Raw genomic sequence first — 26,026 nt, 5'->3', positions numbered from 1 at the left:
CATGGAAAAGACCTGGAACAACAAAGCGTGGTTCATGGTGCTGCCGGTTCTGGTGCTGGTCGCCTTTTCCGCCGTCATCCCGCTGATGACGGTCGTGAACTATTCGGTGCAGGATACCTTCGGCAACAACCAGTTCTTCTGGGCGGGAACCCAATGGTTTCAGGAAATTCTTGGCTCCGACCGTTTCTGGAACGCGCTCGGACGCAATCTGGTATTTTCCGGCATCATATTGGCGATTGAAATTCCGCTCGGCATATTCATCGCGCTCAAGATGCCCAAATCCGGCATCGGCGTGCCGGTCTGCCTCGTCACCATGGCGCTGCCGCTTTTGGTGCCATGGAATGTGGTAGGCACGATCTGGCAGGTGTTCGGTCGCAGCGATATCGGGTTGCTGGGTTATTACGCCAATCAGCTTGGGCTTGATTACAACTACGTCAACGATCCCGTCGACGCATGGATCACCGTCGTCATCATGGATGTGTGGCACTGGACAAGCCTCGTCGTCCTCCTGTGCTACGCCAGCCTCGTCTCCATTCCGGATGCCTATTATCAGGCAGCAAGGATCGATGGCGCATCGCGTTTTGCGGTTTTCCGGTTCATTCAGTTGCCGAAGATGAAGCGGGTGCTGCTGATCGCATTCCTGCTGCGCTTCATGGACAGCTTCATGATCTACACCGAGCCTTTCGTCGTCACCGGCGGCGGCCCCGGAAATTCCACCACCTTCCTGTCCATCGATCTCGTCAAGGTAGCGCTCGGCCAGTTCGATCTGGGTCCCGCGGCGGCCATGTCGCTGATCTACTTCCTCATCATCCTGCTGTTGTCCTGGGTGTTCTACACCGTGATGACCAGCCACGACGCGGAGACTTGAGACATGAGCGCCTCTGATGTCACCACAAGCGTGGAACTCAACGGTATCGGCAATCCACCGGTAAGAGCCAGTTCGGCGAGAATATCAGGCCTTGCTGCGAATTCACGATCGCGCCGCCGCCATGGGCCATCGCGCTTTTCCTGGCTGGTGCCGACGATCTACATCATCCTGCTGCTCGTGCCGATCTACTGGCTTATCAATATGAGCTTCAAGACGAACACGGAAATTGTCTCGTCGATGACGCTTTATCCACACCAGCCGACGTTGCAGAATTACCGGACGATCTTCACGGATTCATCCTGGTATTCGGGTTACATCAACTCGATCATCTACGTCGTCATGAATATGGTGATCTCGGTCTCGGCGGCCCTCCCGGCGGCCTATGCCTTCTCGCGTTATCGCTTCCTGGGCGACAAGCACCTGTTCTTCTGGCTTTTGACCAACCGCATGGCGCCACCTGCCGTCTTCGCGCTGCCCTTCTTCCAGCTCTATTCCGCTTTCGGGCTGATCGACACGCATATTGCCGTGGCGCTGGCGCATTGCCTGTTCAACGTGCCACTGGCGGTGTGGATTCTCGAAGGTTTCATGTCGGGTGTACCGAAGGAAATCGACGAGACCGCCTATATTGACGGCTATTCCTTCCCGAAATTCTTCGTGAAGATTTTCATGCCGCTCATTGCCTCCGGCATCGGTGTCGCCTGTTTCTTCAGTTTCATGTTCTCGTGGGTCGAGCTTCTGATCGCCCGCACGCTGACGACGACCGACGCCAAGCCAATCGCCGCGACCATGACGAGAACCGTTTCTGCCGCTGGCATGGACTGGGGCCTGCTCGCCGCCGCCGGCGTGCTGACGCTCATACCCGGTGCGCTGGTGATCTGGTTTGTTCGCAATTACATCGCCAAGGGCTTTGCGCTGGGGAGGGTTTGACATGACGAAGATGCCCGATTTCACCTGGATGGCATGGACCTGGCAGACGGCCGCGTTTTTCGGTGCCATCGCCGTGTTGCTGGTTGGGATGTGGTTCTGGGAACAGCTCTCGCCCGGCGGCAACCCCCGCTTCGGCCTGCTGCGTTTCGAGACAACGCGTGGCGACAGGTTGTTCATTTCGCTGCTCGGCAGCGCTTTCATTCATCTTGCATGGCTCGGGCTGGTCGGCCCGAACCTTTGGTGGGCTCTCGCTCTGTCGGCGGTTTACGCAATTGGCGTTTTCCGTTTCGTCTAGAGCAGGAAGAACGGTGCGGCGGAGGAAAACCGCACCCGGCAGACTTCGTGCAATCGCAACCCTTGGGAGGACTGATATGCGACGGCATCTGATGACGACGACGGCAGCCATGCTGCTGGCAATGACAGGTTCCGCTTTCGCCGGAATGGAGGAGGCAAAGCAATTTCTGGACAAGGAAATCGGCGATATGTCGTCGCTTTCGCGTGCAGATCAGGAAAAGGAACTGCAATGGTTTATCGATGCCGCGAAACCTTTTGCTGGCATGGACATCAAGGTCGTTTCCGAATCCCTGACAACACATGAATATGAATCGAAGGTCCTGGCACCTGCGTTTACCGCTATTACCGGCATCAAGGTCACGCACGACATCATCCAGGAAGGTGACGTCGTCGAAAAGATTCAGACCCAGATGCAGACCGGCCAGAACCTCTATGACGGCTGGGTGAATGACAGCGACCTCATCGGCACGCATTGGCGTTACCAGCAGGTCCGCAACCTCACGGATTTCATGGCAAATGAGGGCAAGGACGTCACCAATCCCGGCCTAGATCTCAAGGACTTCATCGGCAGCGCCTTTACGACGGCACCGGACAAGAAGCTCTACCAACTTCCCGACCAGCAATTCGCGAACCTGTACTGGTTCCGCTACGACTGGTTCAATGACGACAAGAACAAGGCCGATTTCAAGGCCAAATACGGCTACGACCTTGGTGTGCCCGTAAACTGGTCCGCCTATGAGGATATTGCCGAATTCTTCACCGGCCGTGATGTCGGCGGCAAGAAGGTCTTCGGCCATATGGACTATGGCAAGAAGGACCCGTCGCTTGGCTGGCGCTTCACCGATGCCTGGCTTTCCATGGCCGGCAACGGCGACAAGGGCCTGCCAAACGGCCTGCCTGTCGATGAATGGGGCATCAAGGTCAACGACAAGTCGCAGCCGGTCGGCTCGTGCGTGGCACGCGGCGGCGATACCAACGGTCCGGCGTCGGTCTATTCCATCGAGAAATATCTCGAATGGCTGAAGAAATTTGCGCCGCCAGAAGCGCAGGGCATGACCTTCTCCGAATCCGGTCCGGTGCCGGCGCAGGGTAACATTGCCCAGCAGATCTTTTGGTACACGGCCTTCACTGCCGATATGGCCAAGCCCGGCCTGCCTGTCGTGAACGAGGACGGTTCGCCGAAATGGCGCGTCGCACCTTCCCCGCATGGCGTCTACTGGAAGGACGGCATGAAGCTCGGTTATCAGGACGTGGGTTCGTGGACGCTGATGAAATCCACTCCTGACGATCGCGCCAAGGCCGCATGGCTTTATGCGCAGTTCGTAACTTCCAAGACCGTGGATGTGAAGAAGAGCCATGTTGGTCTGACCTTCATTCGCGATACCACCATCCATCACAAGAGCTTCACGGACCGGGCCGCCAAGCTTGGTGGTCTGATCGAGTTCTACCGCTCGCCCGCTCGCGTGCAATGGTCGCCAACCGGCACCAACGTGCCTGACTATCCGAAGCTGGCGCAGCTCTGGTGGCAGGCAATTGGCGATGCATCTTCGGGTGCCAAAACCGCTCAAGCCGCAATGGACTCGCTCTGCGCCGAGCAGGAAAAAGTCATGGCCCGTATCGAGCGCGCCGGTGTGCAGGGCGATATCGGCCCAAAACTGGCGGAAGAACACGATATCGACTACTGGAACAAGGACGCCGTTTCGAAGGGCAATCTGGCACCGCAGCTGAAGATTGCCAACGAAAAGGAAAAGCCGGTCACCGTCAATTACGACGAGCTGGTCAAAAGCTGGCAGAAGTAATGTCTGCGTGAAATCTTAAACCGGGGCGGCTTTGCCGCCCCGTCATTGCGTTTGAAAGGGAGTGACATAATGGGCGGTTATATTCTGGCGATCGATCAGGGGACGACATCGACAAGGTCGATGGTCTTTGATCGCGACATGCGGGTCATCGGTGTCGGCCAGCGAGAATTTCCGCAGCATTTCCCGGCCTCCGGCTGGGTCGAACACGATGCCGAGGATATCTGGAAAAGCGTGCTTGAAACAATCCGGCTGGCGCTTGCCGATGCCGGTATCTCCGCTTCCGATATCGAGGCGATCGGCATCACCAACCAGCGCGAAACGACCGTGCTGTGGGACCGTAATACGGGTGAGGCCGTGCATCGGGCCGTTGTCTGGCAGGATCGCCGTGCTGCACCAATTTGCGAGGATCTGAAACGAAGGGGGCTGGAGCCGCTCTTTTCGAAAAAGACCGGTCTGCTGCTCGACCCCTACTTTTCCGGCACGAAGCTGAAATGGCTTCTCGACAGCGTCAGCGGCCTTCGCGAAAAAGCCGTGAAGGGCGAAATCTGCTTCGGCACGGTTGACAGTTTCCTGATCTATCGCCTCACCGGCGGTCGCCGCCATGTGACCGACGCTACCAATGCCTCGCGAACGCTGATCTACAATATCGAGGACAATGCCTGGGATGACGAATTGCTGTCCATCCTCGACATTCCCCGCGCCATGCTGCCGGAGGTGCTTGATTGCGCTGCCGATTTCGGCGTAACGGACAAGGCGCTTCTGGGTGCGGAAATTCCGATCCTCGGCGTCGCCGGTGATCAGCAGGCTGCCGTTATCGGTAACGCCTGCTTCGAACCCGGCATGATGAAATCGACCTATGGCACCGGCTGCTTTGCGCTTCTCAATACCGGCACCGACCGGGTCGCCTCGACAAACCGGTTGCTGACGACAATTGCCTATCGTCTCGATGGCGTTACGACCTATGCGCTTGAAGGCTCGATCTTTATTGCCGGCGCTGCCGTGCAATGGCTGCGTGACGAGCTCGGTTTCATATCGGTCGCGTCTGAAGTCAGCGCGCTTGCCGAAAAGGCTGATCCCAAGCAGCGGGTTTACCTCGTGCCGGCCTTCACCGGCCTTGGCGCGCCCTATTGGGATGCCGAAGCGCGGGGCGCGATTTTCGGCCTGACGCGTGGCACCGGCCCTGCGGAGTTCGCCCGCGCGGCACTCGAAAGCGTCGCCTATCAGACTTTCGATCTTCTGGATGCCATGCGCAACGACTGGGCGGGCGACAATGGCAAGACGGTGCTCCGGGTCGATGGCGGCATGGTTGCCTCGGATTGGACCATGCAGCGGCTGGCGGACATTCTCGCTGCACCGGTCGACCGGCCGGTATTCCTGGAAACCACCATTCTCGGTGCGGCATGGCTCGCAGCATCGCGCGCCGGCATCTGGCCGGACCGGGAGGCCTTTGCCGCCCATTGGAAACGGGATCGCCGTTTTCTGCCAGATATGGATGAGACGGAGCGTAAGAGCGCCATCGCGGGGTGGCGTGATAGTGTTGGCCGCTGCCTCTCGAAACGGGAAGATTGACTCGAGCAAGCGTCTTTTTTACGCAAAACTGCCCGGTGCGATGCTCTTGCTGGATACCAGATCGGAAAGGGCGCGCACCAGTTTTGTGTCCGCGCCCTTACTTGGCTGAAGCACGAATTCCACGTCTTCGAGCGCCGGCAGGACATCAGCCGCAATCTCCCTGAGGCCGGCTGGCGCCATGCTGCGCGGTTGCACGAGGATGCCCATGCCCGCCCTTGCGGCAGCGGTCAGTCCGCTAAGGCTGCCACAGGTGCAGACGATCCGCCACGCGAGACCTGCCCGATCCAGCGCTTCCTGTGCCGCCTTTCGAGTAATGCTTGGCGGCGGAAAGGCGATCAACGGCAGGGCGTCCGGTTGGCTCAGCATTCGCTCCGGGTCACGCGCGAGCCATACCAGAGGTTCGCGGTACAGGAAGTGGCCGAGCTTATCACCGAGTCGACGTTTCGCGAGCACGACGTCCAACTCGCCATTATCCTGCATCTGGTAAAGCACGCCGCTCAGCGACACCGTCAGCTCCAGATCGACCAAGGGATAGAGGCGGATGAATTCTTCCAGAATGGCGGTGAGCCGGCTAGCGACGAAATCCTCGGAAACGCCAAGCCTTAAGCGCCCGCGCAGGCGGTTTTCGCTGAATAGCGATGAAACTCTGCTGTCGATCTCCAGCATATTGCGGGCATAACCGAGCAGCGCCTCGCCTTCGCCCGTCAGCTTCACCTGATGGGTGCTGCGCGCAATCAACCGACGGCCAAGTGCCGCCTCAAGCCGCTGAATATGCTGGCTGACGGTGGATTGGCCGATGCCCAGCCGCTCGGCAGCCAGCGTGAAGCTGCCGGTTTGCTGAAGCATCACGAAGCTGGCAAGATGTTGAAGGTTCAGCATTTATCTCATATCGTGATAACTGTTAGTCTTTGCATCCGAATTCATGATGAGCGATAGTATGGGATATTTCAAGCAAAACCGATGTCGGAAAGACCTCCCATGACCCGCTTCCTGCCTGACCGTTTCACCATGATGCTGGTGGCCACCGTGATCCTGGCTTCCCTTTTGCCGATCAGCGGACAGCCGGCGGTGTATTTCGGGCTTGCCACGAAACTGGCAATCGCATTGCTGTTTTTTCTCCACGGCGCGCGGCTGTCGCGGGATGTGGTGATTGCGGGTATCTTGCACTGGCGCCTGCACATGGCGATCCTTCTCGTCACCTTCGGCCTTTTCCCGTTGCTGGGCGTGGCGATCGGTTTCATTCCCGAGAGCATTCTGCCGGCACCGCTTTATATGGGTGTGCTGTTTCTCTGCGTCCTGCCGTCGACGGTGCAATCGTCCATCGCCTTCACATCCATGGCAGGCGGAAACGTGCCTGCCGCGATCTGTTCAGCCTCCGCCTCGAATATTTTCGGCATGGTGCTGACACCGCTGCTGGTCGGGCTGCTGTTCACGGTCGGTGGCCATGGTGGTGGATTTTCGCTGGATGCGTTCCTGCAAATCTTCCTGCAACTGCTCTTGCCCTTCATCGCCGGCCAGGTGCTGCAGCCGTGGATCGGTGACTGGATCAGGGCACGCAAGAAATTGCTGTCGCCGGTCGATCGCGGTTCCATCCTGATGGTGGTCTATCTTGCCTTCTCCGAAGCAGTTATCGAAGGCATATGGCAGACGTTTTCCGTGCGCGATATCGGCGTTGTCATCGGCATCAATATCGTTCTTCTGGCGCTTGTTCTCTGCGTGACGATGTTCGGCAGCCGGGCGCTTGGTTTCGACAAGGCGGATGAAATCACCATCACCTTCTGCGGGTCGAAGAAGAGCCTTGCCAGCGGCGTGCCCATGGCAGGAGCGATCTTCGCCGGCCAGAGCATCGGCGCAATCGTATTGCCAATCATGCTCTTCCATCAGGTTCAGCTGATGGTCTGCGCAGTGCTGGCCCAGCGTTATGCCCGCAAGGCCCATGAAAAAGCAGCGATAACGGAAACTGTCGCTGCGGAAGGCGCGGCAGTATCCACCCGCTGAGGGCTGAATTTTAGGCAAACAAAAACGGCCCCTTAACGGGGCCGTTCGTTTGACATCCGGATCGGCTTAGTTGACCTGGGCCGGCGTGACCTGTGCTTCGATCGTCTTCGGCGCATCTGCGCTGTCGGAGGAGATCGCGATACGGCGCGGTTTCATGGCTTCCGGAATATTGCGGACGAGATCGATGTGAAGCAGGCCATTCTTCAGGGAAGCGGTCTGGACTTCGACATGATCAGCCATCTGGAAGCGGCGTTCGAAAGCGCGCGTGGCAATGCCGCGATACAGGAACTCGCCTTCAGACGACTTCTCATCTGCAGCCTTCTCGGCTTTCACCGTCAGCGTATTGGCACGGGATTCTATGCTTAGTTCCGTTTCATCGAAACCGGCAACCGCCATGGTTATACGATAGGCGTTTTCACCCGTCCGCTCGATGTTATAGGGCGGATAGGACTGGGCCTGTTCGGGCTGGCCGAGGCCGTCGAGCATCGAAAAAAGACGGTCGAAACCGACGGTGGAGCGATAGAGGGGGGAAAAATCGACGTGACGCATGGTGTCCTCCTTATGAAGCGACTGTTTGCGGTTGATCCGGCGTCCCGTTCTGGCGACGGCCGGACATATGGCGCGGCCCCGTTCTGGCGGCCGCATGAATGAGATGGGAATGGCTTGGCGCTCCGTCAAGGGGGCGCTTTAAAGCGGAAAGGGCGACAACAAGATGAACCATCGCTGAACATCCGGTTCCAGCAACGTTCAGTTTGAGAGCCATAAATATCCGTCATCGGAGACATGCTCCGTGGCAGAAGCAATAACGTCCCTTCTTCTTCTGTCCTATTCGCCGGAACCGCGACTGCTTTAACCGACGGTTCCGGCAATTTTTTCTTTGACCTTCCGCCGTCGCCGACCTATCCCGAAAAGGCAGAGAAGCCGGAAAAGACCGATGATCGAAGCCACATTGCGCGAGAGCGAAGACAACCCGGTTCCCGGCAACCATACCGTCGGTTATTTCACCGGCCACGGCGGCAAACAGCTTCGATACGCGATCTTCCGCGCCAGCCGACACATTGCGCGCGGAACTGTGGTTCTGCTGCATGGTCGCAACGAATGTATCGAGAAATATTTCGAGACCGTCAGCGATCTGACGGCCATGGGATTCTGGGTCGCGACCTTCGATACGCGCGGGCAGGGCGGTTCCGAACGGCTGCTGAAGAAGCCAGGCGCCGGGCATGTACGACGTTTTTCCGACTACAAGCGCGATATAAGTTTGTTTCTCGAACAGGTGGTGCTGCCGGATACCCGGCTGCCATTCTTCATGATCGCGCATTCAACCGGCGCACTTGCAGCACTGGCCGCAGCACCCGGCCTGTCGAACAGGATCGACCGTCTGGCGCTTTGTTCGCCCTTTATCGAGCTGGACAGCCAGCAATCCGTTCCTTCGTCCGTCATCCGGCTGGTCGCGACCGCTTTAAGCCTGTTGGGTCTTGGAAAGCTTCAGCTCGGCAGGGATCAGCGCGAACGGGATTTCGATGGCAACCCGCTGACCTCTGACGCCAGACGTTTTGCCAGAAATCTTGCGCTGCATCGGCAATTTCCGGAACTCTTCATCGGCGCACCGACAGCGCGATGGGTTTATGAAGCGCTGAAAACGATGGGTCGGGTGACCCGTCAGGACCATCTGACGGACATAACCATTCCTACCCTCATTCTTGCGCCGATGCTGGATACGATCACGCCCTATAAGGCGCAGGAGGAACTCTCGCGCAACTTCCGCGCGGCGCAGCTTCTTCCCATAACCGGCGCGCGCCATGAATTGCTGCATGAGCGCGACGTTTTCCGCAAACAGGCGCTGGCGGCCATCGACGCCTTTTTCGCGCCGGAATGACGCGGCGATGACGGCGATGGCGCGGTTTGCGCCATCCCCGTCAGTCGCACCATCTACAGTTTTGAAAGAATGGCGAGCGCCTGTTCGTGCACGGCTTTGGAACCGGCTGCCAGAATGCGGCCGCCATTTTCCGGACGACCCCCATCCCAGGTGGTGATGATGCCACCCGCCTGTTCAATCACCGGAATGAGCGCGCCGACATCATAGGGCTTCAGGCCCGATTCGATCACAAGATCGACATGGCCGGCGGCAAGCAGGCAATAGGCGTAACAATCCACGCCATAACGGAAAAGGCGAACCTGATCCTGCACCTTGTCGTAAAGGGGCTTTTCTTCCGCCGTGAAGATATGGGGTGTCGTGGTGAACAGTACAGCATCCGACAGCGAAGCGCATTCGCGCGTGCGGATCTTGCGCTCACCATCCGGCCCGAAATACCATGCGGCCTCGCCGTCGGCGAAATAACGCTCTTTCGTGAAGGGCTGGTCCATGATGCCCATCGAAGCGCGGCCGGCCGACTGGAAGCCGATCAGCGTGCCCCAGACCGGCACGCCGGAAATGAAGGCGCGTGTGCCGTCAATCGGATCGATAACCCAGATATGTTCGCGATCGAGACCGACATTGCCGTGTTCTTCACCAAGAATGCCGTGTTGCGGGAAACGTGCCTCGATGAGGGCGCGAATGGCGCTTTCTGCTGCCTGATCGCCTTCCGTCACCGGGTCATAGCCGCCGTCCTCCTTGTTGGTGACGGCAATGCCTGTGCGGAAGCGGGGAAGCGTTTCAGCGCTGGCGGCTTCGGCAAGTTTGAAGAAGAAATCCCGGTCGGGCAGCATGCGAAACCTCATTGCCTGAATTATTGGGCCTGAATTGTATGGCGAAATGCATAGACCGGAATTGCACCCGCCGTCCACACGTACGGATGCAGGCACGGCCGATTCCAAATTTTCAGCATAAGCCTAAAAAAAGTGCATAAAATAAAATGATTGACAATTGTGCATATAATGCGTAGCGTGACCCTGCAGTCTTTGACTGTAAATACCCTCCTTGGGTGTTTCCTCCCTAGACTTGACCGCGCCAAGGCGCGGTTTTTTTTGTCCGGCGCGTGGCCAGGCTGTCTGGAACAGAGGTCTGAAATATCCTGGAATTTGATGTGTTATTCGGCGGCGAGCGAGGTTTCGATCGCGTATTCCGAAACAAAAGCGCCGAGCTGGCGCATGAATATTTCAAGCGATGCCTGAATGGCGGGAAAATCTGCTTTCTTCGAAAGCGTTTTTTCATCGACGTACAGCGCCCGATTGACCTCGATCTGGAGCGCGTGAAGAGAGCGGATCGGTCGGCCGTAATGTTCCGTGATGAAGCCGCCGGCATAGGGCTTGTTGCAGACCGCAACGAAACCCAGTTCTTCAAGAAAATGCAGAGCGGCGCGGGAGACCTCCTGGGAAGCACTGGTGCCGTAGCGATCGCCTATAATGACATCCGGCCGCAGGTTCGAGCCGGCAACGCGGATATTGCCCGGCATCGAATGGCAATCGATCAGTACCGCCATGCCGAAATTGGCGTGGGTGCGTGACAGCAGCCGGCGCAGGCAGGCGTGGTAGGGTTTGTAAATCGTCTCGATCCGTGACAGCGCCTCGTCCACCGGCAGGCGGTGGGCATAGATGTCCATATTCTCGGCGACGATACGGGGTACCGTTCCCAGGCCGCCGGCAACCCGCATGGAGCCGATATTGGCGTAGGGAGGCAGAGTGCCTTCGAACATGCGCGGATCAAGCTCGTAGGGCTCGCGATTGACGTCGAGATACGCGCGGGGAAAATTGGCTTTCAGCAGCGGCGCACCGATGTCGGGCGCAGCGGCGAACAGCTCGTCAACGAAATGATCTTCCGAGCGCCGGATCTCGTGCAGAATCAAGCCGTGCCGATTCCAGAAAGGAGATGGGGTAACAGCGACCGCTATGGGGTGAATTATAGACGAATGGCAGGGTTTGAACGGCAGGTTCCGTTACTTCGAACAGCTCGTATTCACCCGTTATCCAGTCCATTCAGTGCCATTTACCATGTCGTAAACTATCAGGATGTTCATGTTGCCAGTTACGGTGCGGCAAGTCCATACTATCGACCATGCAGCGCTATACCGATTCTTGTGTTCACATGATATTTACCGTGAAAATCCTATAATCGGGCTAGGGTATCTCAAACATTGAGCAGTTACGGTCACTTATGATGAATCAGAAAATTCTTCTCGCTGAAGATGATAACGATATGCGCCGCTTTCTCGTCAAGGCGCTGGAAAAAGCCGGTTACAAGGTTTCTTCCTTCGACAATGGCGCAAGCGCTTACGACCGGCTTCGCGAAGAGCCTTTCTCGCTGTTGCTGACAGATATCGTCATGCCCGAAATGGATGGCATCGAGTTGGCCCGGCGCGCGACTGAACTCGACCCCGACCTGAAAGTCATGTTCATCACCGGCTTTGCGGCCGTCGCGCTGAACGCCGATTCGAAGGCTCCAAAGGATGCCAAGGTGCTTTCCAAGCCGTTCCATCTTCGCGATCTGGTGGATGAGGTCAACAAACTCCTTGTGGCGTAAGGGGTCTCAAAAAACCTTCACAAAACCGAAAAAAAGCAGTTGACGCATGAACCGGTTTTGTGGTCTATCCGCCGCCACGGAGGGCGTGTAGCTCAGCGGGAGAGCACTACGTTGACATCGTAGGGGTCACAGGTTCAATCCCTGTCACGCCCACCATCCGAATTCTTAAATATCAAGGCCTTGCGAGAAATCGCAGGGCCTTTTTGCATAGTGGCCTCAGTGTCAATTGAACCTGTCCCCTATGGAGTACGCGTCAACGGTCCCATCACAGGAACCCGCTGCGACACCGTCATAAATACCACTCCAACTAGGGCAAAGAGGATCGGCAGGAGGACTTTGCGGCCTTCCATGCGGCATGGACATGGAGGAGGGCGTGATGAACCGAAGCGTTTACGCGCTACCCGCCATTTGGCGTCCTGAGTACATCGCGCCTAGCCATCCCTTGGTCTTAAGACATCTGACTGCCGCCAGCTGATTGGTATAGGCACGTTTATTGACTACCTATTCGATCCACTGAGTTCGCTCGAGCGACGGGCTATCCTGAGGCAGCCTCCAAACTATCCATGCGCTCCGCAATAAATTTCACTAGAAAAAATAAAATGCAAACCGGATTGACGCTTGCCCGGTTTCCCGATATCTCAAAGGTCATGCAATAAATTACACGACTTAAAATTTATTGCGGATTGGTCATTGTCCTTGGGAGGGGAATATGTTGGCTTTTCTGAAATCGACCGTTGCCGCGGGTGTTTTAGCCGTGGCGATTTCCGCAGGCGCCGGCTCTCAGGCCGCTGCTGCGGGCAAATTCGCCTGTGAACCGGGCGAGACCTATGTGATGAACGTCATGGTTTCCAGCCACCCCTATTGGGTGCCGGTCTTTGAAGGTTTCAAGCAGGCCGCGAAGGCCTTGGGCTGCGAGGCCGTTTTCACCGGCACGCCCGAATACGACATCACCAAGCAGATCGCGTCCTTCGAGCAGGAACTGGTGAAGAAGCCGAAGGGTATATTGCTGCATCCGATGCAGGCCGATCCCTTTATCGAGCCTATCAACAAGGCGATCGACTCCGGTGTTTCGGTGACGACTTTTGCGGCGGATTCGCCGAAGTCGAAACGCACCGCCTATATCACCTCGGACAATGTTGCCGAGGCGAAATTTGCGGCTGACGAGATCGTCAAGAAGCTGGGCAAGAAGGGCGAATATGCCGTTCTCGAAAATCCGGGCCAAAGCAACCATGATCTGCGCGTCACCGCACTGATCGATTACATGGGGCGCACTTATCCGGAAATGAAGCTCGTCGGCCGCCAGGCGACCAACCAGGATGCAAACGTCGCCTATCAGGCGGTGGGTGCCCTGTTGCAGGCCAACCCCAATCTCGGCGCATTGTGGATTCCTGAAGCCGGCTCGGCTGAAGGCGCAACGACCGCTGTTCTCGAGGCCAAGAAGAAGGTCCTGATCCTGCATGCGGATATTACTCCGGCGACGCTGGAGCACATCAAGCAGGGCAACATCTACATGTCCATCAATCCCAATCAGGGCGTTCAGGGCTTCATGGGTTTCATGAACACCTTTCTGGGTGCCCATTCGGATCTGATCGACCCCTTCAACGACTACAAGGTATCGGGCTTCAACCCGATGCAGGTTCCTTCGATGGACAATGGTTTCGCCGTGATTACCAAGGCGAACGCCGCTTCCTTTGATCTCAATGACTATATGAAGGGGCGCTGACGCGCCGCCCTGAAACCGGCGAGGTTTACGCCTCGCCGGCAAAGGGGAGCCACGTTCGGGAGGGGCGTTATGGGCGAGGTCATCCTCAACATGACGAATATTCACAAGGCGTTCGGGCCCGTGCGGGCGTTACGCAGTGCTGCCTTTGAGCTGCGGCGGGGAGAAATCCATGCGCTCGCGGGTGAAAACGGCGCCGGTAAATCGACGCTGATGCATATTATCGATGGCATTTTGCAGCCCGATGGCGGCGAAATCCTGCTGGACTGCAAACCGGTCAAAATATCCTCGCCCAATGCGGCGAACCGGCTCGGTATAGGTTTCGTGCATCAGGAGATTGCGCTTTGCCCGGAAATTTCGGTTGCCGAAAACATGTTCATGTCGGAGACCGGCCAAAGCAAATCCTGGTTCATGAATTATCGCGATCTTGGCAAGCGGGCGGCAACCATCCTCAAGGAAATCGGCGATATCGATCCCGCCAGCCGTGCCGGTGATCTGTCGATTTCGCAACAGCAGATCGTCGAGATTGCAAAGGCGCTGACGCTGGACTGCCGTATCCTGATCCTCGATGAGCCGACGGCGGCTTTGACCGAAACCGAGGCCCAGACCCTTTTCCGGATCATGCACCGGTTGGCGGAACGCGGGATTGCGATCATCTATATCTCGCACCGGATGGCGGAGATTTTTGAGCATTGCGACCGCATCACGGTGATGCGCGACGGTTGCCACATCAGGACGGAGAATATCTCGGAGATTTCCCCGGAGCAAGTCGTCAACAGCATGGTGGGACGGGTGCTCGATAAGCTCTACCCACCGAAACTTGCAGAAGAAGAGAAATCGAGTGACGTCATTCTCTCTGTTCGGGGACTGAACGAGGGAAAGCGCGTTTTCGATGTCGATTTCGATCTGCGCCGGGGCGAAATCCTCGGGCTCGCCGGCCTGATCGGCGCAGGGCGAAGCGAAATTGTCCGTGCGGTCTGCCGGCTGGAGGGAAAACCAAAAGGCGAGGTCACGTTGCGCGGCCGGCCGCTGAGGCTCAATGACTATCGCGACAGCATCCGCGAGGGGCTGGTCTATCTGTCGGAGGACCGCAAGGGCGACGGGCTGTTTCTCAACATGTCTATTGCCGCGAATGTCTCGGCGCTCGATGTCGGCAGGATATCAAACGGCATGGGCTTTATCGAACGGCGCAAGGAAATGAAGCGCGCCGACGAGTTGGGACGCCGGCTGAAATTGCGGGCAAACAGCGTCGGTGACGCTGTCTCTACCTTGAGCGGCGGCAACCAGCAGAAGGTGGCACTGGCAAAGATGCTGTCGGTGGAGCCACAGGTCGTCTTTCTCGACGAGCCGACACGCGGGGTGGATGTGGGCGCAAAGGCCGAAATCCACCGCCAGATCCGGGAACTGGCACGCGAGGGTGTGGGCGTGATCGTCATATCCTCTGAATTGCCGGAACTCATCGGTGTCAGCGACCGCGTGCTAGTCGTGCGCGAGGGGCGCATTGCCGGCGAGGTTGAGGGTGAGAACATGACGGAAGAAAAGATCATGCAGCTTGCATCGATCAATATTGCAGAGAGCCCGGCAGGGGCCTGAGGGAGCGGGAAAATGGCAACATCGGAAACACCTTCGGGCATTGCAGAAGTGGCGGTTCGCCGCACAGGCTGGTGGGAACCGGCGCTCAAGGCACGGGAGACCGGACTTATCGTCATCATCCTCGCCCTTTTCGCGGTGATGTCTTTTATATCCCCGTATTTCCTGACGGTCGACAATCTGCGGGCCATGGCGATGGTTTTCGCCATCGAAAGCATCGTCGTGGTCGGCATGACGATCCTGTTAATCTCGGGCGGCATTGATCTATCCGTCGGTTCCGTCACGGCGCTTGCGATGGTTGCGGCTGGCTGGCTATTCCTCAACGGTGTCGATCCCTGGGTCGCGGCCGGGCTGGCAATCTGCCTCACCACATTGGTCGGTATGGCCATGGGATTTCTGACAACGGTCATCGGCCTGCATCACTTCATCGTATCGCTCGGCGTCATGGTGATTGCGCGCGGCGTCTGCCTGCTCGCAACGGGCGGCCGGCCGCTCGGTCTCTACTCGCTGCCGCCGGAATTCAAATTCATCGGCCAGGGCGCGCTTGGCGGCATTCCGCTGGTGCTGATCATATTCGCGGTGGTGGTCGTCTGCTTCGATCTCTTGCTGCGGCGCACGACGGCATTCCGTAAGGTGTTCTATACCGGCAGCAATCCGAAAGCGGCGGCTTATTCCGGCATCCGCGTCGGCCGGGTGGTGTTTGCCACCACCACGCTTTGTTCGATGCTGTGCGGTGTCGCAGGCGTGATCTACATGGCCCGCTTCGGGTCAGCACAGCCGAGCTTCGGAGTAGGCATGGAACTTAACGTGATTGCAGCCGCGGTCATCGGTGGCGCCAGCCTTTCGGGCGGCTCGGGCACCATTCTCGGCGCAATCCTCGGGGCGATCCTTCTGTCGGTCGTTTCCAGTTCGCTTGCATTGCTCAATGTGTCTGTCTACTGGCAGGACATCATCAGGGGAAGCATATTGCTGACGGCGGTCCTGTTCGACCACTATCTTGTCAAGCGTCGCCGCTGAGCGCCTGTGGTAATTGGAGAGATATGATCATGCTGGATACCAAGGACGATTTCGATCAACAGAGGCAGATGTACTCCGTCCTGGTGCTGCATTTCATCGAGGGCGTGAAGCAGTCGGAAATTGCCGAGCGGCTCAATCTTTCCCACACCAAGGTGAACCGTATGATAGCGGCGGGCCGCAAGGCAGGCATGGTAAAGATCACTATCGCCAGTCCCTATCAGAGGCTGGTGGACCTCGAAAACGAGATCACACGCCGCTTCGGCCTCAGACAGTCGGTGGTGACACCGACGGTGTCCGACAATCCGGAAACCGCGCTGCAGATGGTCGGACGCGTGGCCGCCAACCACTTGCTGGAGACTATCCGCGACGGCGACGTGATTGCGATTACCGGCGGCAAGGCGGTGAGTGCCGTCGTCGATAATCTGGAGGCCGAGCGCCGTTTCGATGTGCGGGTAGTGCCGCTGACCGGCGGTGTCCAGGGCAAGCACTATACGGATGTCAATCATCTGGCTACGCAACTGGCGGAAAAGCTCGGCGGCAGCGCGTCGCTCATTCATGCGCCGCTATTTGCCGAGGATGAGGAACAGCGTGATCTCCTGATGAATGTCGCTTCGATCCGCGAAGTGTTCGACTTAGCGCGACAGGCGCAGGTGGCACTGGTTGGCATCGGTTCCGTGGAGGCGCCCGGTTCCGGTTATTACGATCTGCTGCCGGATGCGGCCCGTGGCGGGCAGGCGCTGGTGGATGCGGGCATTGCCGGGGAATTCCTTGCCCATCTCACCATGGCGGATGGGCAGCTGGCGCGGATCGATCTCAACTCGCGCGTGGTGGCGCTGGACCCCGGGCAGCTTGCCCGGTGCCCGAACATCATCGGCGTGGCGGCCGGGGCCATCAAGGCCGGACCGGTGGCAGCCACGCTTGCCGGTCGCTATCTGACCTCGCTCGTCGTGGACGAGTCGATCGCCGGCTATTTACTGGATCAGGAAGAGGGGGAAACTTCGTGACGGACAATTCAATATTGACCCGGAGGATTGGCGGCAGCGGTATCAGCGCATCAGCCGTGGGGCTAGGCACCTGGGCCATCGGTGGCTGGATGTGGGGCGGCACCGATGATCGGCAATCCATCGCCGCTATCCAGGCCTCCATCGATGCGGGCATTTCCCTGATCGATACCGCGCCGGCCTATGGCATGGGTCTTGCGGAAACCATCGTCGGCAAGGCGATTGCCGGCCGGCGCGACAAGGTGGTGTTGGTCACCAAATGCGGGCTGGTCTGGCATGTGAACGAGGGCGCCTATTTCTTCCACCAGGATGGCAAGCCAGTTCACCGTTATCTCGGCGCCGCTTCGATCCGCTATGAGGTCGAAGAGAGCCTGAAGCGGCTTGGAACCGACTATATCGACCACTATGTCACCCACTGGCAGGATGCGACGACGCCGATTGCCGAGACGGTGGAAACGCTTGTGCGCCTGAAGGATGAGGGCAAGATCCGTTCGATCGGCGCGAGCAACGTCTCGCCGGAGGATTTGGTAGCCTATATCGCCACCGGCGCGCTGGATGCCATCCAGGAAGAATATTCAATGGTGCGGCGCGACATCGAGACGACACTTCTGCCGCTTTGCCGCACGAGTGCTGTTTCGGTCCTGAGCTACTCGTCGCTGGCGCTCGGTCTCCTCTCGGGCAAGGTCGGACCTGAACGGGTTTTTGCAGGGGACGACCAGCGCAAGGGCAATCCGCGTTTCAGCCAGGCAAACCGCGAGAAGATCGCGCGGCTGACGCGGGGTCTGGAGCCGGTGGCCGAAGCGCATGGGGCGTCGATTGCGCAGGTCGTGATTGCCTGGACGATTGCCCAGCCCGGCATAACATTCTCGCTGTGCGGCGCGCGCGATCCTGCTCAGGCGGTTGAAAACGCTGCTGCGGCCCGCCTGCGCCTCGCGGAAAATGAACTGGCTCTCATCAGCGCCGGCGTTGCCGAGCATCTCGTGGGGCTCGATGCGTAAATCATGTAGCTGAGACGGGGCTTCAGGCGAATATCGCATAATTTTCGCTACCCCTCTCTCTCGTCGCTTTAAACGTTTAACAACATTGGGACGCTGGTTGTTAGCCAGCGAACGGTATTCCTATGCCCAGTTTTCGCGAGGACGCTCTACGCCGCATCCGGCAAGACGGTGATTTCGACGCCGTCGTCATCGGTGGCGGTATCAATGGTATCGCCGCCTATCGCGATCTCGCTTTACAGGGACTGCGGGTGCTTCTGGTAGAGCGCAACGACTTCTCGTCCGGTTGCAGTGCCGCACCCTCGCGCATGATCCACGGCGGCCTGCGGTATCTCGAAAATGGTGAATTCGGCCTTGTGGCGGAATCGCTGCGGGAGCGTGATGCGCTTCTGACGCTGGCACCGCATATGGTTCATCCGCTGCCGACGACGATACCGATATTCTCAACCTTCAGCGGCCTGTTCAATGCGGCTGCGACCTTTGTGGGTTCTGGCGGAAAACCCGCCAGCCGGGGGGCACTGGCGATCAAGGCGGGCCTCATGCTGTATGACTTCGTCACCCGCAAAAATCGCATTCTTCCCCGACACACCTTCCGCAACGCACGCAAGACGTTGCAACGCTGGCCGGGCCTGACGCCAGGCATCAGATATTCGGCCACCTATTACGATGCGTGGATCAGCCAGCCCGAACGGCTTGCGCTGGAGCTTCTGATCGACACCCGGGCCGATGCGCCGCAAAGCATTGCGCTGAACTATGCCGAGTTTGTCCGTGCTGGCGGTGATTATCGTCTTAAGGTGGAGGGCACGGACGAAACCTTGCCCGTCCGGCCACGCATCATCGTCAATGCGACGGGCGCCTGGATCGATGAGACGATTGGAGCGCTAACGACCACACAGGCTGCGGGGAGGGCGAAACCGATCGTTTCCGGCACCAAGGGATCGCATCTGATCCTCGCCAACGAGGCGCTCCTCAAGGCCCTGAACGGCCATATGATTTTTTTCGAGAATGCCGACAACCGTGTCTGTATCCTCTTTCCCTTTCTTGGCCGGGTTCTCGCTGGTTCGACAGATATCAAGGTGGATCGTCCCGAACGGGTGCGATGCGAACCGGAAGAGCGTGATTATATTCTCGATGCGGTCCGTCAGGTCTTTCCGCATATTTCCATCGACCATTCCGACATCGTCTACAGTTTCAGCGGCATACGCCCGCTGCCGCGCAGCGACGCAGCTTTTACCGGAAGAATATCCCGCAGCCATTTCATCCACCGCGTGGAGGGCGATCCGCCGCAGCTCTGCATGATCGGCGGCAAGTGGACGACGTTCAGAGCCTTTGGCGAACAGGTGACCGACGAGGCCCTGGCCTTTCTCGGACGCAAGCGGCTGACTCGCACAATGAACCACCCGATCGGCGGCGGCAGGAACTTCCCCAGCGGTGCCGGGCGCCTGCCGGCCCTGCTGTCGGAGGAATTTTCGATCGACCGGGACCGGGCCGAGTATCTGGCATCGGCCTACGGTTCACGTGCCTTCGAGTTGATGGGTTTTTGTCGGGGCCGTCCGGATGACAGTCCGCTTTGCGAAAAACCGCCGATCACGGCGGCAGAGGTGGTCTGGCTGATCCGCTGCGAACATGTCCGCCATCTGACGGATCTCATCCTGCGCCGCACGACGCTTGCCATTACCGGCGTCATCGATGCCGATCTGATCGATGCGATCCTTGGCGTCGCAGCGCGCGAGCTGGGATGGGCGCCACAGCAGGCGGCGGACGAACGGCAGCGGCTCGTTGATGAACTGGAGACCTTTTACGGGGTCACGACGGCAATGCTTAAACACAGATGCAAGGAGAATGCATGATGATGCGGATTTCGAAAAAGGCGCGCATGAACCGGCTGTTCCGCAATGGTGGATGTTTGGACGTTGCCATTGATCACGGGGTTTGCAACGAGCCGAGCTTCCTCGTCGGGCTGGAGGATATGGCTCAAACTGTGGACAGGCTGGTGGAAGCAGCTCCCGATGCCATCCAGATGACCTACGGACAGGCGGACCTATTGCAGCAAAGGCCGCAGCGCGACAAGCCGGCGCTCGTCATGCGCATCGACATGGGCAACCCCTATAATTCAACGCGCCACAGAACCATGTGGTCGCAGCTCCAGAACTATCACGATCCGATCATTGGCGCGCTGGAGATGGACGCCGCCTGCGTCGTCGTGAACCTGTTCATGTTGCCGGACGAGCCGGAACTGTTCCGCCAATGCGTCGAGAATATCAGCCGCGTGCGCGCCGATTGCCATCGTTACGGCATGCCGCTGATGATCGAACCGCTGGTGATGTTGCCCAATGACGTGCGCGGCGGCTACCAAGTGGATGGCGACGCTGAAAAGATCGTCACGCTGGTGCGTCTTGCCTCGGAAATGGGAGCCGATATCATCAAGGCCGATCCCACCAGCAATCCGCTGGATTTTCACAAGGTCATCGAGGCAGCGCGGTGCCCGGTTCTGGTGCGGGGCGGGGGGCGTGAGGACTTGCGCAACGTGCTGGCGAAATCAGCGGCACTGGTGGCCGAAGGTGCGAACGGGATGGTCTATGGACGCAATATCTACCAGCATGACAACCCCAAGGCCGTCGTTGCGGCCTTGATGGCTATCATCCATCAGGGTGCGGGCAGCGAAGAAGCATGGGACATCTATAATCGTGGCTGATAAAAATCATATATTGGGTCTGGATGTCGGCAACACGGTGATCAAGGCGGTGCTGTTCGACACGGCCGGCCGGCAGGTTGCGCAACACGCCATCGACGGCCATTCGACATTTCCGCAGCCCGGTTACGTCGAGCGCGATCTGGAGGAGTTGTGGCGCAACGGATGCGAGGCGATCCGCCAGCTTCTGGCGAAATCGTCCGTCGATCCCCGGAGCATCCTCGCCGTCGGTTGCGCCGGCCACGGCAACGGTCTCTACCTGTTGGACAAGGATCAGCAGCCCCTGATCGGTATCCAGTCGCTTGACAGCCGAGCCTCCGATGTGGCGGTAGAGCTTGACCGGAAAAGCGGCGCGCAACTACAGAACCGTTGTCTGCAACGGCCTTGGCCCGCGCAAACGCCCAGCCTGCTGGCCTGGGTGAAAAGGCATGCGCCCGATACATATGCCCAGATCGGAACGGTGCTGTTCTGCAAGGATTTCCTGAACTTCCGCCTGACCGGCTGTCTTGCTAATGATATTTCCGATCTCAGTGGTGCGGGGTTGCTTGCCTTCCCCGAAGCGAAGCTCGACCGGGAACTCCTGTCGCTCTACGGGCTTGAGGATGCCGTCGCCTTTTTTCCGCGCCTCGTAGAATCGGCGGATATCGTCGGCCATGTGACAGCTGAGGCTTCGGCTCTGACGGGGCTTTCCGAGGGCACACCTGTTATCGGCGGTTTTTTCGATGTCGTCTCCAGCGCCATGGGGTCGGGCGTCATCAACGCCGGGGAGGCTTCTATCATCGCCGGCACCTGGAGCATTAATCAGGTTTTCGCGGATAAACCGGTCATCAGCCCCGGTGTCTTCATGGTCACGACCTTCGGACGTGACCGCTATGTCAATATCGAGTCCAGCGCCACCTCTGCGGCCAATCTTGAATGGTACGTGCACCGTGTTCGCGGTGACCATGGTGACCATGCCTTCGAGCGCTGCAACGATCTGGTCGGTTCCGTTTCGCAACGCGCCGACGATCCGTTCTTCCACCCGTTCATCTTCGGCTCGCGACTGGGCGCCGAATTTCGGGGCGGATTTTATGGTCTGGCGGGATGGCATGGCGAAGGCCACATGCTGAGAGCCCTGTTCGAGGGTGTGTGTTTCGAACACCGCCGCCATATCGGCGTTCTCAGGGAAGCGGGGCTGCCGGTCGACAGTGCCGTCATGTCCGGCGGCGGTTCCCGCAGCCAGCATTGGCCGCAGATCATGGCGGACGTTCTTGAAATCCCGCTGCGTGTCGCGGAGGCCCGCGAGACCGGCGCGCTTGGTGCGGCCATCGGCGCGGCCGTGGCGGTCGGTCTCTATCCCGGCTATGAAGCGGCGGTCGCAGCGATGACCCGCGTGGCCAGTGCCTACCGGCCGGATGCGGGGCAACTCCCGCATTATAGGCGGCGCTACGGCCTCTACACACAATTGACCGACCAGTTGCGCGGCTTCTGGAGTGATCTGCGTTTGCAGGACTAAAGGCTCCCGGTTTTCCTGATCAGCGGCACGCAATGATGCGTGCCGCATGAGCTTGCTCGTAGCTTGCAATATATGCTGGCGTTTCGGAAGGTTCGGATATCGCGTAATATTTTGTTTGTACTGTAATATTACGGTTTTATAATTTATTTCTGTTTTCTTAATTGCGCTAAAAATATGAATTAAAGTAATTTTTAAGCATAGTTTTCTAATATTATCGTCTGGTCTGGTTGCTGACATTTTGGGCTTGCGCGCAGCGACCTCAGCCGTCGCGGCCGGGATTTTTTGTGGGGATGTGACATGCTGTTTAAATCGACAACGGGCCGTAATATCTTCGCAGTCGCCGCATGCGGCGTCGTTGCAACGATCGCGGCTTCGGCCGTGCTGTTTTATCGGTCCTTTGAGGATACGAGGGCCAACAGTATGGAGCGTATGCAGCAGATCGCGCAAGCCGAAGCTTTGACGACCGAGAAAAATATCGGCGGCATGATTCACATCGTCAATAGCCTCGGCTCGGTTCTGGAATCGATGAAGCAGTCGGGCGATGCCGATCGGGGCAAGGCCGATCAGCTTATCCGGCACATGCTGGCGAACAATCCCGATTTGCTTGGTCTCTGGACCGGATGGGAGCCCAATGCCTTCGATGGCAAGGATGCGGACTTCGTCAACAAGGAGGGATATGATGCGACTGGTCGTTATGTACCCTATTGGGTGCGGAGCGGAGGCAAAATAAGCAACACCGCATTGACGGATTATACCACCGCGGGTCCAGGCGATTATTATCAGTTGCCCTTCACATTGAAGAAAACAGTCGTCATCGAACCCTATTCTTACGCAATCGATGGCAAGGAGGTTCTGATTACCTCGGTCGCCAAACCTGTCATCGTCGACGGTAAAACTCTGGGCGTCGCTGGCCTCGATCTGTCGTTGGAGGAAACGAACAAGGCGTTGTCAGCCGTCCGGCCGATGGGAACGGGCTTCATGAGCCTTGTGAGTGGCGGCGGCAAGATCATCAGCCATCCCGATGCGACGATAATGGGTAAGAACCTCGCAGATGGCGGCGCACAAACTGAAGGCTGGGATAAACTGATCACCAATCCCGGAAAAGAGCTGGAAATGACGGCACAGGACGGCACGGTTTCCCTTGCCGTCGCCTTGCCGGTCATGCTCACCGGCGACATGAAATGGTACGCAATCGTCTCGGTTCCGGAAGACACGGTCTTTGCGCAGTTGCATGCAATGATGCGTGACGCCGTCCTGACGATCGTAACGGCGGCGGTGCTGCTGGCGATGGCCGGCTGGTTTATTGCACGGCGGTTCATCAATCGCATCACGAATGTCATCGATGAGACCGCCCAGATCGCTCGGGGAAATCTCCAGCTGACATTGAAGGATATCGAGACCAGGGACGAGATCGGCGATCTTGCCCGCTCGCTTGACGTTTTGCGCGAAAACAATCGTGAAAAAGCCTTGCTGGAGCAGGAAGCGGAAGCCAACCGAACTCTTGGCGAACAGGAGCGGGTGGCCCGCGAACACAAGGCGGCCGATGAGGCGAGCGGCATCCGTTTCGCAGTTGACAGTCTGGCTCAGGCGTTGGCCAGGCTCGCAGATGGCGACGTGTCCTGTCGTATCAACGATCCCTTTGTCGAGCGGTTCGATGCCGTGCGCAACGATTTTAACGGTTCTGCCGGGAAGTTGCAGAACGCGCTTCTGCGGGTATCGGATAATGCCGCCGGTATTGATGCCGGCGCTAATGAAATCAAGGCAGCCTCCGATGATCTGGCAAGGCGGACGGAGCAGCAGGCTGCTGCCGTGGAGGAAACCGCCGCAGCTCTTGAAGAGATCACAATAACCGTGAAAGATGCCGCGAACCGTGCGCATGAGGCGGGCCGTCTGGTTTCCCGCACGCGCATCGGTGCGGAACGATCGGGCGAAGTCGTGCGTCAGGCCGTAATCGCGATGGAGCGGATCGAAAAATCCTCGAACGAGATTTCCAGTATCATCGGTGTGATCGACGAGATTGCCTTCCAGACCAACTTGTTGGCGCTCAATGCCGGCGTGGAAGCGGCGCGAGCCGGCGAGGCGGGCAAGGGTTTTGCCGTGGTGGCGCAGGAGGTGCGCGAACTTGCACAGCGTTCTGCCGGCGCGGCGAAGGAAATAAAGTCGCTGATCACAAAATCGAACCAGCAGGTCGAAGAGGGCGTGCATCTTGTCGGCGACACCGGCAAGGCACTCGACGCGATTGTCGCCGAAGTGCAGGAGATCAACCAGCACGTCGCCGCGATCGTCGAATCCGCGCAAGAGCAGTCGTCCGGCCTTCAGCAGATCAATACCGCCGTGAATCAGATGGATCAGGACACGCAGAAAAATGCCGCGATGGTGGAAGAAATGACCGCCGCAAGCCACAATCTTGCAGGCGAGGTCGATGCGCTGAACCGGTTGCTCGGCCAGTTCGAGCTGGGTTCAGGCGCACTTGCTCATCGGGGGGCTCTCAAGGCGGCTTGATCGGCCGCCACGGGGTTTAGTTCGCTTCACGTTCAGCGTCGCCAACCACAGGAAGCGGCCTGACGAAGCGCTGTTCCAGAACCTCTCTTCCCCACTGGCTGCCGGGACGTTCCTCTACACAGGTAAAACCCTGGGCCTCGTAAAGATGCCGTGCCGCCAAAAGTCCGTTGAAAGTCCACAGATGGGTTTCGGCGAACGCTTTTTCGTCCGTGAACGCAAGGGCAGTTGCCAACAACCTTCGCCCGACGCCGCCGCCACGCACGCCATCATCGACGATGAACCAGCGCAGATGCGCGGTTCCCGGTCCCAGATCTTCACCGTCGATTGCGACGGAGCCGATGATATCGTCTCCACGCATTGCGACCCAGATCGTATTTTGCGGGCTTTCGAGCCGGTTGCAAAAGGAGGCGAGTCCTTCGGCAACAACGGATTCGAAGCGCTGGCCGAAGCCTGATGTCCGGGCATAATAAAGCGCATGCATTTGCGTGATACGGGCAATAAGGCCGGGCATGTAGCCCCTGACGATTTCGATCGGGGGAGCCGCGGCGTCGGCCCGGTCTCCCAGCGCGTCGGCATAAAGGCGAAGCCCGGCAAGGATTTTTTGGCCATCCGCAGGCGCGAGCCGCGACAGTGCGTTTGATACCTGTCGGTTGGCAAAAGTGTGGATGGCTTCGACCCGCTTCTGTCCTCGCCCGGCGAGACGCAACCGCTTGATGCGACTATCCTCTTCGTCCGTTTCTTCCAGAACATCGCCCGAAAGAACCAGTTTGCGAAGCATGCGGCTGATGCTCGACTTTTCAAGCCGAAGCATCTTTCCCAGATCGCGTGCGGTAATGCGTGGGCATGCCTCGATCTCGATCAGGGCGTGCACGGCGGAGGGCGGCAGATCGGTGCCGGCAAAGTCTCCACCCATGAAGCCGAGTTCGCGCACGAGCCGACGCGAGGTGGAGCGGATATCGTTTATGGGAAAGGGTCTTTCGGACATGCCAAAATCCATTATGGTTGCATCATGCAACCATAATCATATTCGATCGGTCTTGCCAAGGTCGCCACTGCGCAGCGCCGATAACATGAAAACCTCTCGAAACCGCTATGGTGGTTTC

General features: G+C 58.4%; 21 protein-coding genes, 1 tRNA gene and 1 pseudogene. 18 read left to right on the top strand and 5 right to left on the bottom strand.

All coding sequences use genetic code 11. The features are described from left to right. The first annotated feature begins 1 nt into the window (after position 1). From RBH71_RS08460 to glpK, 5 genes are all read left to right on the top strand, one after another. On the top strand, positions 2-868 hold the full coding sequence (locus RBH71_RS08460; RefSeq protein ID WP_003511582.1) for a carbohydrate ABC transporter permease: 867 nt from the start codon (positions 2-4) through the stop codon (positions 866-868). Positions 869-871: 3 nt separating this feature from the next. Continuing rightward, entirely contained in the window at positions 872-1,795 is a 924-nt protein-coding gene (locus RBH71_RS08455) for a carbohydrate ABC transporter permease (protein ID WP_003511581.1), read from the top strand. Between the two features lies 1 nt (position 1,796). Beyond that, on the top strand, positions 1,797-2,090 hold the full coding sequence (locus RBH71_RS08450) for a DUF2160 domain-containing protein (protein ID WP_003511580.1): 294 nt from the start codon (positions 1,797-1,799) through the stop codon (positions 2,088-2,090). A gap of 76 nt (positions 2,091-2,166) precedes the next feature. Then, positions 2,167-3,888: an extracellular solute-binding protein gene (locus RBH71_RS08445; RefSeq protein WP_003511579.1), complete on the top strand. Its 1,722-nt coding sequence runs from the start codon at positions 2,167-2,169 to the stop codon at positions 3,886-3,888. 69 nt (positions 3,889-3,957) lie between these two features. Next, a complete protein-coding gene (glpK, locus tag RBH71_RS08440; protein ID WP_003511578.1) occupies positions 3,958-5,457 on the top strand; it encodes a glycerol kinase GlpK in 1,500 nt (499 codons plus the stop codon). Positions 5,458-5,475: 18 nt separating this feature from the next. On the opposite strand, the gene RBH71_RS08435 is transcribed toward glpK, so the two are convergent. After that, positions 5,476-6,336 (bottom strand): LysR substrate-binding domain-containing protein, encoded by an 861-nt coding sequence (locus RBH71_RS08435; RefSeq protein ID WP_003511576.1) that lies wholly within the window; start codon positions 6,334-6,336, stop codon positions 5,476-5,478. Positions 6,337-6,435: 99 nt separating this feature from the next. Between RBH71_RS08435 and RBH71_RS08430 the strand changes: the two genes are divergently transcribed. Further along, entirely contained in the window at positions 6,436-7,455 is a 1,020-nt protein-coding gene (locus tag RBH71_RS08430) for a bile acid:sodium symporter family protein (protein ID WP_003511574.1), read from the top strand. 66 nt (positions 7,456-7,521) lie between these two features. Here the strand turns inward: RBH71_RS08430 and hspL are convergent, their stop codons facing one another. Next, positions 7,522-8,004 (bottom strand): heat shock protein HspL, encoded by a 483-nt coding sequence (gene hspL / locus RBH71_RS08425; RefSeq protein WP_003511572.1) that lies wholly within the window; start codon positions 8,002-8,004, stop codon positions 7,522-7,524. 385 nt (positions 8,005-8,389) lie between these two features. Between hspL and RBH71_RS08420 the strand changes: the two genes are divergently transcribed. Next, positions 8,390-9,331, top strand: coding sequence for an alpha/beta fold hydrolase (locus RBH71_RS08420; protein WP_003511570.1), 942 nt, complete (start codon positions 8,390-8,392; stop codon positions 9,329-9,331). 53 nt (positions 9,332-9,384) lie between these two features. Here RBH71_RS08420 and hisN read toward each other — a convergent pair whose 3' ends face one another. Both hisN and RBH71_RS08410 read right to left on the bottom strand, forming a co-directional pair. Then, on the bottom strand, positions 9,385-10,161 hold the full coding sequence (gene hisN, locus RBH71_RS08415) for a histidinol-phosphatase (RefSeq protein ID WP_003511569.1): 777 nt from the start codon (positions 10,159-10,161) through the stop codon (positions 9,385-9,387). A 320-nt stretch (positions 10,162-10,481) separates the two neighbouring features. Continuing rightward, positions 10,482-11,367 (bottom strand): annotated as a pseudogene (locus RBH71_RS08410) (N-formylglutamate amidohydrolase). 181 nt (positions 11,368-11,548) lie between these two features. On the opposite strand from RBH71_RS08410, the gene cpdR reads away from it, so the two are divergent. The 11 genes from cpdR (at position 11,549) to RBH71_RS08355 (ending at position 24,923) form a co-directional block, all read left to right on the top strand. After that, entirely contained in the window at positions 11,549-11,911 is a 363-nt protein-coding gene (gene cpdR / locus RBH71_RS08405) for a cell cycle two-component system response regulator CpdR (RefSeq protein ID WP_003497910.1), read from the top strand. 81 nt (positions 11,912-11,992) lie between these two features. Then, a tRNA-Val gene (locus RBH71_RS08400) sits at positions 11,993-12,067 on the top strand. Between the two features lie 553 nt (positions 12,068-12,620). After that, complete coding sequence (locus RBH71_RS08395) at positions 12,621-13,634, top strand: substrate-binding domain-containing protein (RefSeq protein WP_003511565.1); 1,014 nt, start codon at positions 12,621-12,623, stop codon at positions 13,632-13,634. Between the two features lie 69 nt (positions 13,635-13,703). Continuing rightward, entirely contained in the window at positions 13,704-15,224 is a 1,521-nt protein-coding gene (locus RBH71_RS08390) for a sugar ABC transporter ATP-binding protein (protein ID WP_003511563.1), read from the top strand. 12 nt (positions 15,225-15,236) lie between these two features. After that, on the top strand, positions 15,237-16,238 hold the full coding sequence (locus RBH71_RS08385; RefSeq protein WP_003511562.1) for an ABC transporter permease: 1,002 nt from the start codon (positions 15,237-15,239) through the stop codon (positions 16,236-16,238). 29 nt (positions 16,239-16,267) lie between these two features. Further along, on the top strand, positions 16,268-17,242 hold the full coding sequence (locus RBH71_RS08380; RefSeq protein WP_035251584.1) for a sugar-binding transcriptional regulator: 975 nt from the start codon (positions 16,268-16,270) through the stop codon (positions 17,240-17,242). Beyond that, on the top strand, positions 17,239-18,237 hold the full coding sequence (locus tag RBH71_RS08375) for an aldo/keto reductase (protein ID WP_003511559.1): 999 nt from the start codon (positions 17,239-17,241) through the stop codon (positions 18,235-18,237). Before RBH71_RS08380 ends, RBH71_RS08375 begins: the two co-directional genes overlap by 4 nt. Before the next feature lie 122 nt (positions 18,238-18,359). Further along, complete coding sequence (locus RBH71_RS08370) at positions 18,360-20,084, top strand: glycerol-3-phosphate dehydrogenase/oxidase (RefSeq protein ID WP_003511552.1); 1,725 nt, start codon at positions 18,360-18,362, stop codon at positions 20,082-20,084. Positions 20,085-20,086: 2 nt separating this feature from the next. Next, the gene (locus RBH71_RS08365; protein WP_003511545.1) at positions 20,087-20,929 is read left to right on the top strand and encodes a class I fructose-bisphosphate aldolase; all 843 of its coding nucleotides are present in this window, start codon (positions 20,087-20,089) and stop codon (positions 20,927-20,929) included. Further along, entirely contained in the window at positions 20,922-22,421 is a 1,500-nt protein-coding gene (locus RBH71_RS08360) for an FGGY-family carbohydrate kinase (RefSeq protein WP_003511543.1), read from the top strand. The genes RBH71_RS08365 and RBH71_RS08360 overlap by 8 nt, the downstream gene beginning before the upstream one ends. A gap of 297 nt (positions 22,422-22,718) precedes the next feature. Then, positions 22,719-24,923: a methyl-accepting chemotaxis protein gene (locus RBH71_RS08355; RefSeq protein WP_003511542.1), complete on the top strand. Its 2,205-nt coding sequence runs from the start codon at positions 22,719-22,721 to the stop codon at positions 24,921-24,923. Positions 24,924-24,939: 16 nt separating this feature from the next. Here the strand turns inward: RBH71_RS08355 and RBH71_RS08350 are convergent, their stop codons facing one another. After that, entirely contained in the window at positions 24,940-25,908 is a 969-nt protein-coding gene (locus RBH71_RS08350; protein WP_003511541.1) for a MarR family winged helix-turn-helix transcriptional regulator, read from the bottom strand. Positions 25,909-26,026 lie beyond the last annotated feature (118 nt).

Source organism: Rhizobium sp. AN68, from assembly GCF_030758035.1.
Lineage (GTDB): Bacteria > Pseudomonadota > Alphaproteobacteria > Rhizobiales > Rhizobiaceae > Agrobacterium > Agrobacterium tumefaciens.
This window is presented reverse-complemented; position numbering and strand designations above follow the sequence as displayed.